The 14,624-nt window shown below is 68.5% G+C and carries 15 protein-coding genes; 7 read left to right on the forward strand and 8 right to left on the reverse strand.

The window, feature by feature from the left end:
• Positions 1-90: 90 nt before the first annotated feature.
• The 5 genes from BM115_RS18430 to BM115_RS18450 all read right to left on the reverse strand — a co-directional run bounded on the left by BM115_RS18430 (position 91) and on the right by BM115_RS18450 (position 5,399).
• On the reverse strand, positions 91-837 hold the full coding sequence (locus BM115_RS18430; RefSeq protein WP_092297163.1) for an alpha/beta fold hydrolase: 747 nt from the start codon (positions 835-837) through the stop codon (positions 91-93).
• Positions 834-1,865, reverse strand: a complete 1,032-nt coding sequence (locus tag BM115_RS18435) for a M14 family zinc carboxypeptidase (RefSeq protein ID WP_092297165.1) — start codon at positions 1,863-1,865, stop codon at positions 834-836. The genes BM115_RS18430 and BM115_RS18435 overlap by 4 nt, the downstream gene beginning before the upstream one ends.
• Positions 1,866-1,948: 83 nt before the next feature.
• Positions 1,949-2,863 carry a LysR substrate-binding domain-containing protein gene (locus BM115_RS18440; RefSeq protein ID WP_092297168.1) on the reverse strand — a complete coding sequence of 305 codons (915 nt, stop codon included), beginning with the start codon at positions 2,861-2,863 and terminating at the stop codon, positions 1,949-1,951.
• A 116-nt stretch (positions 2,864-2,979) separates the two neighbouring features.
• Complete coding sequence (locus tag BM115_RS18445; protein WP_092297171.1) at positions 2,980-5,130, reverse strand: phosphocholine-specific phospholipase C; 2,151 nt, start codon at positions 5,128-5,130, stop codon at positions 2,980-2,982.
• 53 nt (positions 5,131-5,183) lie between these two features.
• Positions 5,184-5,399 (reverse strand): hypothetical protein, encoded by a 216-nt coding sequence (locus BM115_RS18450; RefSeq protein ID WP_255370894.1) that lies wholly within the window; start codon positions 5,397-5,399, stop codon positions 5,184-5,186.
• A gap of 451 nt (positions 5,400-5,850) precedes the next feature.
• Here BM115_RS18450 and BM115_RS18455 point away from each other — a divergent pair, with 451 nt between their 5' ends.
• Complete coding sequence (locus BM115_RS18455; protein ID WP_092297174.1) at positions 5,851-6,336, forward strand: hypothetical protein; 486 nt, start codon at positions 5,851-5,853, stop codon at positions 6,334-6,336.
• A gap of 9 nt (positions 6,337-6,345) precedes the next feature.
• Here the strand turns inward: BM115_RS18455 and BM115_RS18460 are convergent, their stop codons facing one another.
• Positions 6,346-7,494 carry a DSD1 family PLP-dependent enzyme gene (locus BM115_RS18460; protein WP_092297177.1) on the reverse strand — a complete coding sequence of 383 codons (1,149 nt, stop codon included), beginning with the start codon at positions 7,492-7,494 and terminating at the stop codon, positions 6,346-6,348.
• Positions 7,495-7,600: 106 nt separating this feature from the next.
• Between BM115_RS18460 and BM115_RS18465 the strand changes: the two genes are divergently transcribed.
• The 4 genes from BM115_RS18465 (at position 7,601) to BM115_RS18480 (ending at position 11,549) form a co-directional block, all read left to right on the forward strand.
• Positions 7,601-8,953, forward strand: a complete 1,353-nt coding sequence (locus BM115_RS18465; RefSeq protein ID WP_092297181.1) for a tetratricopeptide repeat protein — start codon at positions 7,601-7,603, stop codon at positions 8,951-8,953.
• Positions 8,954-8,996: 43 nt separating this feature from the next.
• On the forward strand, positions 8,997-9,368 hold the full coding sequence (locus BM115_RS18470) for a DUF6152 family protein (protein ID WP_092297184.1): 372 nt from the start codon (positions 8,997-8,999) through the stop codon (positions 9,366-9,368).
• Between the two features lie 6 nt (positions 9,369-9,374).
• Entirely contained in the window at positions 9,375-9,881 is a 507-nt protein-coding gene (locus BM115_RS18475) for a hypothetical protein (RefSeq protein ID WP_092297187.1), read from the forward strand.
• 120 nt (positions 9,882-10,001) lie between these two features.
• Positions 10,002-11,549 (forward strand): methyl-accepting chemotaxis protein, encoded by a 1,548-nt coding sequence (locus tag BM115_RS18480; protein WP_092297189.1) that lies wholly within the window; start codon positions 10,002-10,004, stop codon positions 11,547-11,549.
• A gap of 21 nt (positions 11,550-11,570) precedes the next feature.
• Here the strand turns inward: BM115_RS18480 and BM115_RS18485 are convergent, their stop codons facing one another.
• Together BM115_RS18485 and BM115_RS18490 are read right to left on the reverse strand one after the other, a co-directional pair.
• On the reverse strand, positions 11,571-12,164 hold the full coding sequence (locus BM115_RS18485; RefSeq protein ID WP_092297192.1) for a 2-hydroxychromene-2-carboxylate isomerase: 594 nt from the start codon (positions 12,162-12,164) through the stop codon (positions 11,571-11,573).
• Between the two features lie 51 nt (positions 12,165-12,215).
• Positions 12,216-12,944, reverse strand: a complete 729-nt coding sequence (locus BM115_RS18490) for an SDR family oxidoreductase (protein WP_092297195.1) — start codon at positions 12,942-12,944, stop codon at positions 12,216-12,218.
• 133 nt (positions 12,945-13,077) lie between these two features.
• On the opposite strand from BM115_RS18490, the gene BM115_RS18495 reads away from it, so the two are divergent.
• The gene (locus BM115_RS18495; protein ID WP_092297198.1) at positions 13,078-13,767 is read left to right on the forward strand and encodes a PadR family transcriptional regulator; all 690 of its coding nucleotides are present in this window, start codon (positions 13,078-13,080) and stop codon (positions 13,765-13,767) included.
• Between the two features lie 20 nt (positions 13,768-13,787).
• A complete protein-coding gene (locus tag BM115_RS18500) occupies positions 13,788-14,600 on the forward strand; it encodes a siderophore-interacting protein (protein WP_092297201.1) in 813 nt (270 codons plus the stop codon).
• The last annotated feature ends 24 nt before the right edge of the window (positions 14,601-14,624 follow it).

Raw genomic sequence — 14,624 nt, forward strand, 5'->3', positions numbered from 1 at the left:
GGCCGCAAGGCCTCCGGCGGTTTTTGTTTCTCGAACTGGGAATTGCACCCGAACAGGCAACGCGCCTCGACGCCGTGTCCCGGCAGCAGATCAAAGAGGACCGTTCTTCTCGACCATCGCGCACAACCACCCCCCATCGTCATGCGGCAGGTCATGTCCCGCCCACGGGTGGCGGAGGTGCTGCGCCTGCCAGGCCGCCGCGATGCGGGTCGAGCAGATCGGGTTGACCAGACGGTCGGCGTCCGAGGAGAGGATCAGCGTGGGGCAGGGCGGGGCGGAGGGGGTTGCCCGGTAGCGGGCGGCTGCCAGCAGTTGGCGGAGGGCCGCCGAGCGGATGACCGGGGCGGATTGGCCGATGGTGACCCACTCCGCCAGGTCGGCGTCGCGGGTGTCCATCCGTTCGCAGGTCAGCCGGTGGACCGTGCGCTCGCAGCGGGCGCGGTCGTGCCAGTGGTTGGCCATGCCGATGAGCGCGGCCCAGTTCTGGGGGCGCAGGCGCTGCGGCATGGTGCTGAAGGGGCGCATGCTGGTGTTGATCAGCACCAGTCCGGCCACTTCCCCGGGGTAGCGTTGCGCCCATTCGGTGGCGACCATGGCGCCGAGCGACATCGCCAGGATGCGGCATGGCGCGGCCACCCCGCCGGCGCGGGCCGTGGCGCGTACGGCTTCCATGATGCCGCGCACGTCGACGGGCACCATCGCGTGGCGGGCGGTGCCGTTGCCGGGCAGGTCGATCAGGGACGGGTGGCCCAGGCCGCGAGCGGTCCATAGCGCCGGCAGGTCGCCCCAGTGCCGCGATTCGCGGGTGAGGCCGCGCAGGAAGATCCACGGGTTCATGGTGCCGGTTTCCGGTCTTGCCAGTGCGCGCTTGCCTGCGCCAGCAACTGCTGTCGATGGTCGCCCCGGGGCAGCCATCGCTCCGGGGCGAAGGCGGTGCGCCCGAGGAAATCGAACAGGCTCACATGCCGGCGCAGCACGCGCGCCGTGCGGTGGGCCTTGATCGGATTGAAAATGCCCGCGCGCGAGAAAAGCTGGCGGGGATTCTTCTTGATCCACAGCCACGAGCCCAGCTCCAGCGTCATCGGCAGGAACAACGTGCCCGCCGGCGCGCGGTCGTAGGCGTAGTCCCACAGGTCGCCGTGCAGCAGGTACTGATGGCTCTGGGGTTCGAAGGCGTAGCCGTGGTGCGGGTGGGCCTGCTCGAACATGGTCTTGAGCAGGTACATCTCGGGCAGGTGCGCCATCGGCGCGTGGGTGCGCGCGTAGGGGAACCAGATGCTGTCGCGCCAGCCATAGCCGGAATGGCAATCCACCGCGAAACTGAGCGGCCGGCCCAGCAGTTCGTCCTCCACCACGCGCAGCAGCGCGGCAGCCTCGGGCTCCATCGGCGCGCCGGCGCGGCCGCGATACCACGGCAGCCAGGCGCCGAGGCGCTGCCCGCCGGCCAGGAAGGGCACGCGCGCATCGGCGTTCTGCGGCGCGTTGCGCATCAAGTCCACACCCCGGGGATTGGCGCGCGTGGCCGCGTACATGCCGCCGGGGTTGACGATCGGCATGAAGACCAGCTTCACGGCCTGTAGCTCGCGGTGGAGCAGTTCGTCCCATTGCAGGCGGCACAGCAGCGAGCGCATGTAGTCCAGCACCAACTGAGTGCCGATGCGCTCGAGCCCGTGAATGCCGCCGAAGATGCCGATGGCCGGCGCGTCGGGCGCGTCCGTGCCCAGCGCCGCCACATGGACCCCAAATGAGCGGCCGTCCACGGTTACCTCGCACGCCACGCGCGACCGGAACCACGGGGCGCCCAATTCCAGCAGCGTCAGCAGCTGGTCGTACTCGGGAAAGCTGGGGCGGCCCGGGTCGGTCATCGGCGGAGGGGGTCCTTGGGGGCGGTGCGGTGGGGGCGTGAGGCTCAGGTCAACTCAGGTCAACTCAGTCAACTCAGGTCAACTCAGTTCAATATAGGTGCAGGTTGCAGAACCTCGCAATGCCGTTGCGCCGCGCTGCCCGGCAGGACCAGGCAATCCAGCAGCGCGCGCACCAGCCGTGTCCCGCTGCGAATCTTGAGGCTGTAGAGATATTCGTGGATGACCGGCGCCTGGCTGGCGAAGGGCACCACGCAGAGCGCGGGGTCGCGCGGGACCTCGCCCACGGGCATCACGCTGGCACCGAGGTTGTGCCGGATCGCCTCGCAGATGGCTTCGCGGCTGCCGATCACGGTATGGGGCGGGAGGTCGATGCCCACCGCGCCCAGCGCCGCCTCGGTGGCCTCGCGGGTCATCGACCCTTGTTCGCGCACGATCAGGTGGCAGGTGGCCAGTTCGGCCACCTCCACGCGCGGACGGCGCGCCAGCGGGTGGAGCGGATGGGCGACCAGCACCATCGGGTCGGCGGCGAGCATGACGCGGGAGAGCCGGTCGTCGTCCACCGCGTGCGACGACACCGCGGCATCGATCCGGTATTCGAACAGCGCGTCGAGCATCTGCCGGGAATTGCCGATCTCGATGCTGATCGCCACGGCCGGGTAGCGCTCCCGGAACGCGGCCACGCTGCGCAGGATGTAATAGGGGCCAGTGGCGCCAATCCGCAGGCTGCCCAGCCGCAGGTTGCCGGCGTTGCGGAGCAGGAAATCGGCCTCGCCCTCCTGCTGCATCATCTGCTCGGCCAGCGGCATGAGGGCCACGCCGACGTCGCTGAGGTCGAGCCGGCTGGCGCGGCGGTGGAACAGTTCCACGCCGTAGAGCACTTCCAGCTGGCGGATGCGGCCGGTGACGGTGGGCTGGCTGAGGCGCAGTTGCCGGGCCGCGCTCGTGATGCTGCCTTGTCGCGCCACTTCATAGAACGTCATCAGCAGATCGCCAAGCATGGGGCTCCCATCGAGTTCAGGACGAACCCGCGAGCCTAGCCCGGCAATGTGACAGTGGTGAGTATGACGGCGTTCCCCCCTCCCCAAAGGGAGAGGGGAGAACGCCGGACGCTGGTTTAGCTCCCCATCGCCGGATCGGACACCGTGTGGGTGCCGTTCTCCAGGCGGCCGGCAAAGCGGCGCGAGAAGCCGCCCTGCTGGGTGGTCACCGTGAAGTCATACCAGTTGCCCTGCGACTTCACCGGGAAGGGCTGGTCGAGTTCCTTGCCGGCGGGCAGCTCGAAGGTCCACGGGCCGTCCGTGCGGTAGGCGTTGGGCACCACCGTGAACGTACAGGCCGTCGTGCCGCGGTTGATCAGCGTCAGCCAGACCTTGGGCTCGTCGGATTCCTCGTAGCACACGCGGATCTCCGGCGCGGCGCCGCCGCCGGCTTCCTTCTGGGCGCTCACGTCGCCGATAAAGGCGCGATGGTAGCCATTCGGGCCCAGTACCCAGAGGTCATAGCGGCCGCTGTCGGTGGCGTAGACATCCCAGGTGGCGTCGATGCCCTTGCCCGCCTCCACCGCATAGCGGCGCGGCACGCTGCCCAGGTGCAGGCGATCGTACACATGGAACACTGCGGCCTGCGTGCCGTCATTGCGGAACTTGAGGACCATGGCGCGGTTGACCGGATCTTCCAGCCCGCTGGTGTGCAGCGTGTACGGCAGCGCGCGCGAGGGCCGCGTGCCGCTGGCCTGCGTCGGCATGGTCTGCGCCGCCACGGTCGGGGTGGGAATCTGCGCCAGCGCTTCCTGCTGGGTGCGCTGGGCGTCCGCGCCGGTCTTGTCGAGGCCCGTGAAGGAGATCGACGTGGTGCCGTTCGGGTTGATGAAGTCGAACGCAGTCATCATGTCGCCCATCACCGCGCGGCGATAGGGGCTGATGTTGGTCTCCTGCACGCCGAATCGCTGTTCGAGGAAGCGCAGCACCGAGGTGTGGTCGAACGCCTGCGAGTTGACCCAGCCGCCACGGCTCCACGGCGACACCACGTACATCGGCACGCGCGGACCGGGGCCGAACGGGGTCTTGTCCACGCTGTAGTACTCGGTGGCGGCGTCCATCGTGGTAGCGCCGACGGGCTTGCCCGCCGCATCCAGCGCCGGCGCGCAGGGCGGCGGCACGTGGTCGAAGAAACCGTCGTTTTCGTCGAAATTGATCAGCAGGACGGTCTTGCTCCAGATGTCCGGGTTGGCCGTCAGCGCGTTGAGCACCTCCTGGGTGTACCAGGCGCCCTGGACCGGGCTCGACGGCCCCGGGTGCTCCGAGTACGTGGCCGGTGCCACGATCCACGATACCTGCGGCAGCGTGCCGGCGGCGATGTCGTCGCGCAGCGCCTGCAGGAAGCCGCCGTCCGGCATGGTGTTGGCGATGCCTTTGAACAGCGGGTTCACGGTGTCGTCGGCCGCCGTGTAGGCCGGGTAGGGCGCACCGTTGGCCGCGTTGCCGAGCGCGGCGTTGGCGGCGCGGTACTGGGCGAAGCCGGCCAGCGGGTTGTCGGTGAAGTTGTCCGGCATGTTCTGGTAGACCTTCCAGGTCACGCCGGCGGTCTGCAGGCGTTCCGGGTAGGTCGTCCAGGTGTAGTTGATGCCGGTGGCGTCGAGCGAGTCGCCGCTGTTGTCGATCACCGGGCCGCCCTTCTGGCCGAACGGGTCGTTGGTGCCGGTCCAGTGGAACAGGCGGTTGGTGTTGGTGCCGCCGTGGAAGCTGCAGTGGTAGGCATCGCACAGCGTGAAGGCGTCGGCCAGCGCGAACTGGAATTCCACCTCCTTCTGCTTGTAGTAACCCATCGACTGGCGCTGCTTGGAGGTCGGCCAGGCGCTCATGCGGCCCAGGTCCCAGGCGGCCTGGCCGTCCGGCTGGCTGTGCGGGGTGCCGCTCACGCGCTGGGCGTTGCCGGCGGTGCTGTCCAGGTGGTACGGCAGCACCACGCGGTTGGTGTTGCCGTTGGCGTAGGTCTGCTGGAAGACGTTGCGGCCGCCCGGCAGCGGGATCGGGAAGCGGTCACCGAAGCCCCGCACGCCCTTGAAGGTGCCGAAGTAGTTGTCGAACGAGCGGTTTTCCTGCATCAGGATCACCACGTACTGCACGTCCTGGATCGACTTGTTGACGTTGTTGGCCGGAATGGCCAGTGCGCGGCGAATAGCCGGCGGAAACGCGGCGAGCGCGGCGGTTGCGGCGGCACTGCCGCCTGCCATCTTGAGAAAATTGCGTCGGCTGCTGGAGTTCATGTCGAGTTCTGCCCTGAGCGGTTCTGGATTCGAGGAGGTGGGATCGCGGCGCTTCAGGGCGCGCACTTCATCTGGGGCTTGACCGTGGGCTCGCCCGGCTGGGTCGGGGTGCCGCCGCCCGGTTGTCCGGGGGTGGGCGGGGTGTCGTCGCCGCCACAGGCGGTCAGCGCCGCGCAGAGCAGCAGGGCGGCGGCCAGCCCGGCCAGGGGGCGCGGGGCTTTGGGTGGCCGCACGTGGGCAAGGCGTGCAAGGGTGCGGATGTCGTGCATGGTCTGGATTCTCTTGCGGTGGGGAGGGACGGGGGCCGTCAAGCGCCCTATGCGTTGCTCGCGTCGTTCGCGTGGCTCGCGATGCGCTTCGCAGCGTACGGTCCCGCCTTGTCCCGGCGGTGACATATGCCCCAAGAATCCTGATACGGACATTCGCGGATTTGGCCCCAAAGGGCGCCTGACGCACATTTGACGGCGTCAGTTGCTGCGTCGCACCAAGTCCTGTGCTATGGTGTTTGGAAGGTTTCCTCCAATTTGCCCCCGAATCCCGTTTACCTGTCAGACTGCCGGACTCGGGAAGATCCTTGCCCAGACCGGGCTGCAGGACCGGCACATTGGATAGCCCCCCACAAACGCATTTTTGTTGCACTTGCAACGTGGCATGACCTTGCTTGTTAGCAAGGCTTTCCGCCCCCATTCTGCAATGCGGAAGGGCTTGCAGGAGCGGTACATGAACACCGAATCACGTTACGTCTGGCATTACACCGTGGGTACGCCACTGGCCGCAATTGCGCGGTCGGGACGGCTGCGGCCCGCGATGGCCCACGGCCGTCCCGCGCGTCCGGGCGAGCACGACATCCTCTGGTTTTCGCGCAATCAGCAATGGGATCCATCCGCCACCCAGGACGATGGCCTGAGCGAGGCGCGTCACGCGCTCTCGCGGGCTGCCCTGCATGCGCGCTTTGGGCTCTACCGGTTTGGCATCGCCGCCAATGACTCGCGCCTGCTGCCGTGGCCGACGGTCACGCGCGTGGCCGATATCGAAGTGCCCGATGCCATGGCGATGGTCGCCGCCGGCCTGCGCTGCGGCGCCGCGCCCACCGACTGGATCGGCACGCTGACCGAGATTCCACTGTCCGAACTGCGCTTCGAGGCGTGGACCGGCCGCGAATGGACCACGGCCGATCTCAACGAGCTGGCCGCCCAGCTCGCCTAGCTCACCCCGTCAGCGGCTGAAGCCGCGCGCGGCCACCGGCCACACCGCTTCCACCACGCCGCCGCGCACCGTCACCAGTGCATCGTAGAGATTGAGGGTCGGGTCGCAATGACCCGGCACCAGCAGCACGCGGCTGCCCAGCGCCGGCAGGGCGGCGACGTTGCCCGCCTGGCGGGGTTTGACGATGCCATGCTCGTCGTTCGCCGCCACGTACTCCAGCGCCTCGGACGCCGCGCCATCGGCCCAGATCCACGGCAACCCCGAATCCACCGCCATCGACTTCAGCCCTGCATCGAGGATGACGCGGTCGCCGGCGGCCACGCTCATCACCGTCGTGGCGATAAACAGGCTGTGTTCGAAGCGCAGCGCACCGGGATAGGCGTTGCTGCCGTAGTCGGCATCCATGAACACGTACGAGCCCGGCTGGATCTCGGTGTAGACGCCGCTGCCGAGGTCGAACTCCACGCTGCCGCTGCCGCCCCCCGTTACCACCTCGCACTGCACGCCCGCTGCCGCCAGCTTCGCCAGCACGGCGCCGGTGCGTTCGGCAGCTTGCGCGGCGGCGTTGCGGCGGGCCGCCCAGTCGCGCAGATGCTGGATACCGCCGTGGTACGCCTGCAAACCGCGCAGGGACAGGCGGGGCTGGGCGGCGATTCTTTCCGCCAGCGCGATGGCCGCCGGGGCATCGGCCACGCCGCAGCGGCCCTGGCCGACATCGATCTCGATGAAGACATCGAGCTGTGTGCCGGCGGCTACGGTGGCTACCGCCAGGACGTCAATTTGTGATGCATCGTCCACACACACGCTGAGGCGCGCATGGCGGGCCAACTCGGCCAGCAGCGCCGCCTTGGCCGGCGACGCAATCTCGTTACTGATATGGATGTCCGTCACGCCGGCCGCCACGAAGGGCACGGCCTCGCTGACCTTCTGGCAGCAGATGCCCACCGCGCCGCGCGCGATCTGCGCCAGCGCAATCTCGGGGCACTTGTGCGCCTTGGCGTGCGGGCGCAGCTTCACGCCGGCGCGGTCGGCGGCGTCCTGCATCCGCGCCACGTTGCGCGTGAAAGGGTCGAGGTCGACGATCAGGGACGGTGTGTCGATGGCATCGACGGACTGGCCAGGGGTGGCGGCGGGCGGCAAATCGAAAGGCAGGGGCATGAGCAGCGAAGATGTGATGAATGGGGCCGGAGCGGAAGCGTAGCACGCGCGATTCCACTACGATGAGGAAGTCCGCGCCGATGCGGACCCAAACCGGGAGGGCGCCATGGCACATGATGCAAGAGGCCTGGAGGTCACATCTGATCATCCCGAAGCGCTCGCGCACTACGAGACCGGGCTGGCGCTTCTGCATGGCTACTACGGCGATCCACTCGCGGCGGTCGATGCCGCCCTGGCCGAACACCCCGACTTCGCCATGGGCCACGCGCTGCGCGCCGCGCTGATGGTGACCTCGGGCGACGGCACCGCCGTGCCGCTGCTGCGCGAGAGCGTGGAGGCAGGCGAGGCATTGGGCGACCGCGCCAACCCGCGCGAGCGCCGCCATCTGGCCGCCGCGCGCGCCTGGCTGGATGGGCGGTTCGCCGAGTCGGTGCAGGCCTACGGCGACATCGCCATCGACTATCCGCGCGACATCCTCGCCGTGCAGGTGGCTCATCTGGGCGATTTCCTGCTCGGCCAGTCGTCGATGCTGCGCGACCGCATCGCGCAGGTACTGCCCCACTGGGATAAGCATGTGCCCGGCTACGGCTACCTGCTCGGCATGCATGCCTTCGGGCTCGAGGAATCCAATCGCTATGAAGACGCCGAGGCGCGTGGCCGCGAGGCGGTGGCGCTGAACCCGCGCGATCCGTGGGCGATCCACGCCGTGGCGCATGTGATGGAGATGCAGGGCCGGCTGGACGATGGCGCGGCCTGGCTGCACACGCGCGTATCGGACTGGTCCGAAGACAACATGCTGGCGGTACATAACTGGTGGCATCTGGCCCTGTTCCTGCTCGAGCAGGAGCGCTACGACGAGGTACTGGCGCTCTACGACGCGCACCTCAACCGGCCCGCGCCGGCCATTGCGCTCGATCTGGTCGATGGTGCCGCGCTGCTGTGGCGCCTGCACCTGCGCGGTGTGGACGCGGGCGCGCGCTGGGCCGCGCTGGCCGACGACTGGTACACGCGCGGCGCCGCCGGCTACTACGCCTTCAACGATGTGCACGCCATCATGGCGTGCCTGGGCGCGGGCCGCGAAGACGCCGTGGCCGAGATCCGCGCGGCCATGGCGGGCGCGGCGATCGGGCAGGGCACCAATGCGATGATGTCGCGCGACGTGGGCCTGCCCGTGGCCGACGCGATGATCGCCTTCGCGCGCGGCGACTATGCCGCCACGGTGACGCTGCTGATGCCGGTGCGCATTCTCACCCATCGCTTCGGCGGCAGCCATGCCCAGCGCGACGTCTTCGCGCTGACCCTGATCGAAGCGGCCCTGCGCGGCCGCCACGCCAACCTCGCCGCCGCGCTGGTGGCCGAGCGTGCCGCGCTGAAGCCGATGAACCCGAGCCTCGCCGCGCTGGCCGGCCGCGCACGGCGGACGTCGCAGGCGCAGGCAGCCAGTTCGACGCTGCACTGATCCATCCACCCTGTATCTACCCGTAGTCACCCTGGAGGTCACCATGCATCTACCGACGTTCCGCTCGAAGCCCCTGCGCCTCGCCGCCGTCCTGCTCGCGATGGCCAGCCTGCCGGCCATCGCCCATCATGGCTGGTCCACCTATGACCAGACCAAGCCGCTGACCGTGACCGGCAAGGTGGTGGAGAGCCACTACGAGAACCCGCACGCCACGATCCGCGTGGATGCGGAGGGCAAGCGCTGGTTCGCCGTGCTGGCGCCGGTGTCGCGCATGGAGTCGCGGGGCGCCACGCAGGAGAAGGTGGCCGCGGGCAAGCAGGTGACCATGGTTGGCTACCAGAGCAAGGAAAAGGCCGACGAGATGCGCGTGGAGCGCATCACGCTCGACGGCGGCCAGACCGTGGAACTGCGCTGAGTGCCGATGGAGGCACTTGGCGAGTGGGGCGCCACGCTCGCCGCGTGGCCGATCTCGGTGGCGCTGCGCGCGTCGTCCTGGGCGTATCCGATCATCGAGATCGTGCATCTGGCCGGCATGGCGCTGCTGTTCGGGTCCATCGTCGTGGTGGACCTGCGGCTGGCCGGGCTGGGGCGCCAGTTGCCGGTCACCACGCTGCTGCGCCATGCGCTGCCGGCCTCGGTGGCGGGCTTTCTCGCCGTGGTGGCCAGCGGGGCGCTGCTGTTCCTGGCGCATGCCGATGAACTGATCGTCAATCGCGCCTTCCTGATCAAGATCGTGCTGATCGGGCTCGGGCTGGCCAACGCGCTCTGGTTCCATCAGGGGCCTTACCGGCAGTTGCATGCCGCGCCCGCCGGCGCGAGTTGGGACATCGGCCGGCCGCCGCCCACGGGGGCGCGCGCCTGTGCCATGGTGTCGCTGCTGACCTGGGGGCTGGTGATCTGCGCGGGCCGGCTGATCGCCTACGTCTGAGCGGTTTGCAACCTCGCAATTTGATGTAACGCAAATGGCGTGCAGGCGTCGCTCAAGGTTTAAGGGGGTGGGTCGTTAAGCCTGATCGGTACTCCATCGATCCAACGAACAACCTGCCCCATGAATAACCTCAGTATTCGCCATGGCCTGCTGGCCACCCTGGTGGTCTTCGGACTGATGATCCTGTTTGGCGCCGCGCTGGGCGTGACCGAGCTACGTGCAGCAAGCGGCGCTTCCGAGCGCATTCACGTGGTGGCCACGCGCGCGCTGCTGATCAACGACGCCTATAAGGACATGACGCGCGCGCGCTCGGCCCTGACCCGCGCGTACAGCTCCGCCAAGGAGTCCGGCGCGGTGAACGCCGACGCCATCGCCAGCGCCGAGAAGTCGATGCGCAAATCCGCCGATGAGCTGAACGCCTTCGAGAAGGCCGCGCCCATCGAGGGCCTGGAAGCCGGCGCGCGCGACGAGATCATCGGCGCCGGCCGTGCCCATATGGATGCCGTCCAGCGCGCGCTCGAGGCGCTGCGCAACAATGATCCGGCGGCCTACGCGGCGATCAACGACAAGGACATCACCGCTTCCGGCGGGAAGTACTCGGCCGGCGTGGAGCGCTTCCAGAAATTCGCCGAACAGCATAACGACGAGGCCGTGGCTACGGGCCGCAACCGCTTCCAGCGCGTGCTGGTGCTGGTGGGGATTGGCCTGGTGGCGTCGGTGTTGCTGATCGTGGCGGTGCACGTAGCGCTGCGCCGGCTGGTGGTGGCGCCGCTCAACGCCGCCTGCCAACTGATCATGCGCGTGGCCGATGGCGACCTGACCATGACCGTGCCGCCGGCTGGCCGCAACGAGATTGGGCAACTGCTGGACGCGCTCGCCCGCATGCGTGCCGGCCTGACCGAGACCGTGCGCAAGGTGCGCGCGGGTTCCGATGCCGTGACCACCGGCGCGCGCGAGATCGCGGCGGGAAATACCGACCTGTCCTCGCGCACCGAGGAACAGTCGTCGGCGCTGGAGCAGACCGCCGCCAGCATGGAGGAACTGACCTCCACCGTGGGCAATAACGCGGAGAGCGCCACCCGGGCCAGCGCGCTGGCGCGCGACGCGGCGGACCTCGCCCAGCGCGGCGGCGACGTGGTGCGCGGCGTGGTGCAGACCATGAGCGACATCAACACGAGTTCGCAGAAGATCGTCGACATCATCGGCGTGATCGACGGCATTGCCTTCCAGACCAACATCCTCGCGCTGAATGCCGCCGTGGAAGCGGCGCGCGCGGGCGAGCAGGGCCGGGGCTTTGCCGTGGTGGCGGGCGAGGTGCGCGCGCTGGCGCAGCGCAGCGCCGGCGCCGCCAAGGAAATCAAGGCGCTGATCGATTCGTCGGTGGAACGCGTGGACGCCGGCAGCACCCAGGTGGAGCAGGCCGGCAACACCATCGGCGAGATCGTCGGCGCGGTGCAGCGGCTGGCGGCCACCGTCAACGAGATCTCGGCGGCGTCGCAGGAGCAGTCCAGCGGCATCACGCAGGTCAGCGAGGCGGTGTCCCAGATGGAGCAGGTCAACCAGCAGAACGCCGCACTCGTGGAGCAGGCCGCCGCGGCGGCCGACTCGCTCGAAGCGCAGGCCAACCAGCTGGCGGCGGCCGTGACGGTGTTCCGTCTGGCGGCTTGAAACTGTATTAATTAGCAGGCATTACGCCGCCAGCCGTTCTTCGACGAACAGCAGGCGGTCGTTGCCCCAGAACAGCTCCCCATCGACGATAAAGCTGGGCGCGCCGAAAATGCCGCGCGCCACGGCTTCCTCCGTCACCCGCTTGAGTTCGGCCTTGACTTCGGGGTCATCGAGCATGGCCAGCGCCTGCCGGGGATCCATCCCTGCATCGACCAGCACTTTTCCGATCTCCTGCGGATCGTTGAGGTTGCGGCCGTCCTCCCACATCGCACGGAAGATCGCGTCCACGTAGCGCGCGAAGGCGTCCGGGCCCTGCCGCTGGTAGCCGATGGCGCCGCGCATCAGCGCCAGCGTGTTGATCGGGAAATGGGGGTTGTGGCGGAACGGCACGTCGTAGCGGCGCGCCCAGTGCTCGGTATCCGTCTTCGACCATTGCGACTTGAGCGGGATGTCGGCCGGGCTGTGGTTGCCGGTCGCCTTGAACACGCCGCCCAGCAGCATCGGGCGCCAGACGATGGTGGCACCGGTGCGGGCCGCCACGCGCGGCAGTTCCTTGTACGCCAGGTAGGAATAGGGGCTACCGAAGTCGAAGAAGAACTCCACCTGCTTGGTCATCGCATGTCTCCGTTGTAGTTTGTGACGGTTGTCCGGGGCGGCGGGGTGGGGCTACCAGTGCTCGATCCACGGGCGGATGTCCAGCTCGTGGGTCCAGGCATCGCGCGGCTGCTGGTGCAGCATCCAGTAGGTATCGGCGATGTGGTCGGGATTGACGATGCCGTCGCGCGCCTTGGCCGCGTAGCGGTCTGGAAAGGTCTCGCGGATAAAGGCGGTGTCGATGGCGGCATCGACGATCAGGTGCGCCACGTGAATGCCCTGCGGCCCCAGTTCGCGCGCCATGCTCTGCGCCAGCGCCCGCAACGCGTGCTTGGCGCCGGCGAACGCGGACATCCCATCGCGCCCGCGCACGCTGGCCGTGGCGCCGGTGAAGAAGATCGAGCCCCGCTGGCGCGGCAGCATCGCCCGCGCGGCCTCGCGGCCCATCAGGAAGCCGCCGAAGCAGGCCATCTCCCACACCTTGAAGTAGACGCGCGAGGTGGTCTCCAGGATAGGGAAGTTGACGTTGGCGCCGATGTTGAACACGGCCACTTCCAGCGGGGCGATGTCGTGCTCGATGCGCTCGATCAACGCCACGGTGTCTTCTTCCTTGCGGGCGTCGCAGCCGAATGCGTGGGCCTCGCCGCCTTCGGCGCGGATCTGGTCCACCAGTGGCGCGAGCTTGTCCGCGCTGCGCCGGGTCACGCAGGCGATATAGCCCTCGCGCGCAAAGCGGCGGGCAATGGCCCCCCCTGTGGCGTCTCCGGCACCGACTACCAGGATGGCTTTCTTGTCAGGCATCGCGTCTCCTCCGTGGTTTGCGTCGCATTGTGACAGCAAAGGCAGAATCGCTTTTGGCTTGACTTTATATCGTACGATATATATCTTACGATACGTCGTACGATATATTCGTACCCAAGCAACGGAGTGCAGCATGCGACATCTCTTTGGATTTCCCTTCGGTTCTCCCTTCGGTGACCACCATCATCACCGCGCCCACGACGGCTGCGGCCACCGCTTCGGCAAGCACGCCATGTCCCGCCGGGGCGGCGGTTTCTGGTCCCAGGGCGGTGGCCCGGATTTTGAGGGCGGCGATGGTTTCGATGGCGATAGCTGGCGCCGGGGCCGCAAGTTCAGCGCGGAAGACCTGCAATTGCTGCTGCTGTCGCTGCTCGAGGAAAAGCCGTCGCACGGCTACGAGCTGATCAAGGCGCTGGAGGCGCGCACCGGGGGCTTCTACAAGCCGAGCCCGGGCGTGGTCTATCCCGCGCTGACCTTCCTCGAAGACCTCGGCTACGCCACGGTCATCACCGAAGGCAACAAGAAGCGCTATGAACTGGCCGATGCGGGCCGCGCCTATCTGGCCGAGAACCGCGAGCGGCTCGAGCACATGGTCGCCCGGCTGCGCCACGTGGCGCGCAAGATGGACTTCATGCGCCGCGCCATGAGCGGCGAGCCCCAGCGCGAGCCGGAGCAGGGCGGCTGGCTGCCCGAGTTCGTCGAGGCGCGCCTGCGCATCAAGCGCGCGCTGACCCAGCGCAGCGAGGCCTCCGCCGACGAACAGCGCCGCATCGCCGCCATCCTGGCCCGCGCCGCCGACGAGATCGAAGCCGGCCAGCCCTGAACCCTAATACAAGGTATTCCATGACGATTTCCCGTGACCTGACGGTCCAGCGCGTGCGCCATCCGCTCAAGATGCGCCTGCTCCAGGTGCTGCGCACCCAACTGCTGTCCCCGCAACTGCTGCGCGTGACGCTCGGTGGGGACGATCTGGCCGATTTCACCTCCAGCTCCTTCGACGACCATATCAAGGTGTTCTTCCCCGCGCCCGGCGCCGAGCGCCCGGTGCTGCCGGTGGTGGGCCCGGACGGCATCGTGTTCCCCGAAGGCCAGCCGCGCCCGCAGGCGCGCGACTATACGCCGCGCCGCTACGACCCCGTGGCGCGCGAGCTGGACATCGAATTCGTGCTCCATGGCGATGGCCCCGCTTCCACATGGGCGGCGCAGGCCCGGCCGGGGCAGTATCTGGGCGTGGGCGGCCCGCGCGGCTCGTTCGTGATTCCGACTGAATTCGACTGGCACCTGCTGATCGGCGATGACACGGCGCTGCCGGCCATCGCCCGCCGCGTGGAGGAACTGGGGCCCGATGCCCAGGTGATCGTGGTGGCCGAGGTGCCCAGCGCCAAGGCGCAGATCCCGCTCGCCGTGGGGCCGCGCGCGCAGGTGCTTTGGCTCCATCGGGAAGACCAGCCCGAAGGTAGTCTGCTGGCGCCGGCGCTGCAATCGGTGGACCTGCCGGATGGCGAGGGCTATGTCTGGGCGGCCGGCGAGGGCGCCGCGATGCGCGCCGTGCGCCAACATCTGGTGGGCGAGCGCGGCGTGGACAAGGCCCGCATCCGCGCATCGGCCTACTGGAAGCGTGGCAACGCGGCGGTGCACGAGACGCTCGACGATTAAGCGGGTCGGGTTTGGCCGGGCGGC

This window comes from Cupriavidus sp. OV096 (assembly GCF_900115455.1).
Classification (GTDB): domain Bacteria; phylum Pseudomonadota; class Gammaproteobacteria; order Burkholderiales; family Burkholderiaceae; genus Cupriavidus.

What these genes read in the sequence shown, in the direction of transcription:
- BM115_RS18430 (WP_092297163.1), bottom strand. Translation starts at nt 837, where the DNA reads ATGAACCCGTGGATCTTCCTGCGCGGCCTCACCCGCGAATCGCGGCAC.
- BM115_RS18490 (WP_092297195.1), bottom strand. Translation starts at nt 12,944, where the DNA reads ATGCCTGACAAGAAAGCCATCCTGGTAGTCGGTGCCGGAGACGCCACA.
- BM115_RS18480 (WP_092297189.1), top strand. Translation starts at nt 10,002, where the DNA reads ATGAATAACCTCAGTATTCGCCATGGCCTGCTGGCCACCCTGGTGGTC.
- BM115_RS18435 (WP_092297165.1), bottom strand. Translation starts at nt 1,865, where the DNA reads ATGACCGACCCGGGCCGCCCCAGCTTTCCCGAGTACGACCAGCTGCTG.
- BM115_RS18440 (WP_092297168.1), bottom strand. Translation starts at nt 2,863, where the DNA reads ATGCTTGGCGATCTGCTGATGACGTTCTATGAAGTGGCGCGACAAGGC.
- BM115_RS18475 (WP_092297187.1), top strand. Translation starts at nt 9,375, where the DNA reads ATGGAGGCACTTGGCGAGTGGGGCGCCACGCTCGCCGCGTGGCCGATC.
- BM115_RS18445 (WP_092297171.1), bottom strand. Translation starts at nt 5,130, where the DNA reads ATGAACTCCAGCAGCCGACGCAATTTTCTCAAGATGGCAGGCGGCAGT.
- BM115_RS18470 (WP_092297184.1), top strand. Translation starts at nt 8,997, where the DNA reads ATGCATCTACCGACGTTCCGCTCGAAGCCCCTGCGCCTCGCCGCCGTC.
- BM115_RS18495 (WP_092297198.1), top strand. Translation starts at nt 13,078, where the DNA reads ATGCGACATCTCTTTGGATTTCCCTTCGGTTCTCCCTTCGGTGACCAC.
- BM115_RS18450 (WP_255370894.1), bottom strand. Translation starts at nt 5,399, where the DNA reads ATGCACGACATCCGCACCCTTGCACGCCTTGCCCACGTGCGGCCACCC.
- BM115_RS18465 (WP_092297181.1), top strand. Translation starts at nt 7,601, where the DNA reads ATGGCACATGATGCAAGAGGCCTGGAGGTCACATCTGATCATCCCGAA.
- BM115_RS18460 (WP_092297177.1), bottom strand. Translation starts at nt 7,494, where the DNA reads ATGCCCCTGCCTTTCGATTTGCCGCCCGCCGCCACCCCTGGCCAGTCC.
- BM115_RS18500 (WP_092297201.1), top strand. Translation starts at nt 13,788, where the DNA reads ATGACGATTTCCCGTGACCTGACGGTCCAGCGCGTGCGCCATCCGCTC.
- BM115_RS18455 (WP_092297174.1), top strand. Translation starts at nt 5,851, where the DNA reads ATGAACACCGAATCACGTTACGTCTGGCATTACACCGTGGGTACGCCA.
- BM115_RS18485 (WP_092297192.1), bottom strand. Translation starts at nt 12,164, where the DNA reads ATGACCAAGCAGGTGGAGTTCTTCTTCGACTTCGGTAGCCCCTATTCC.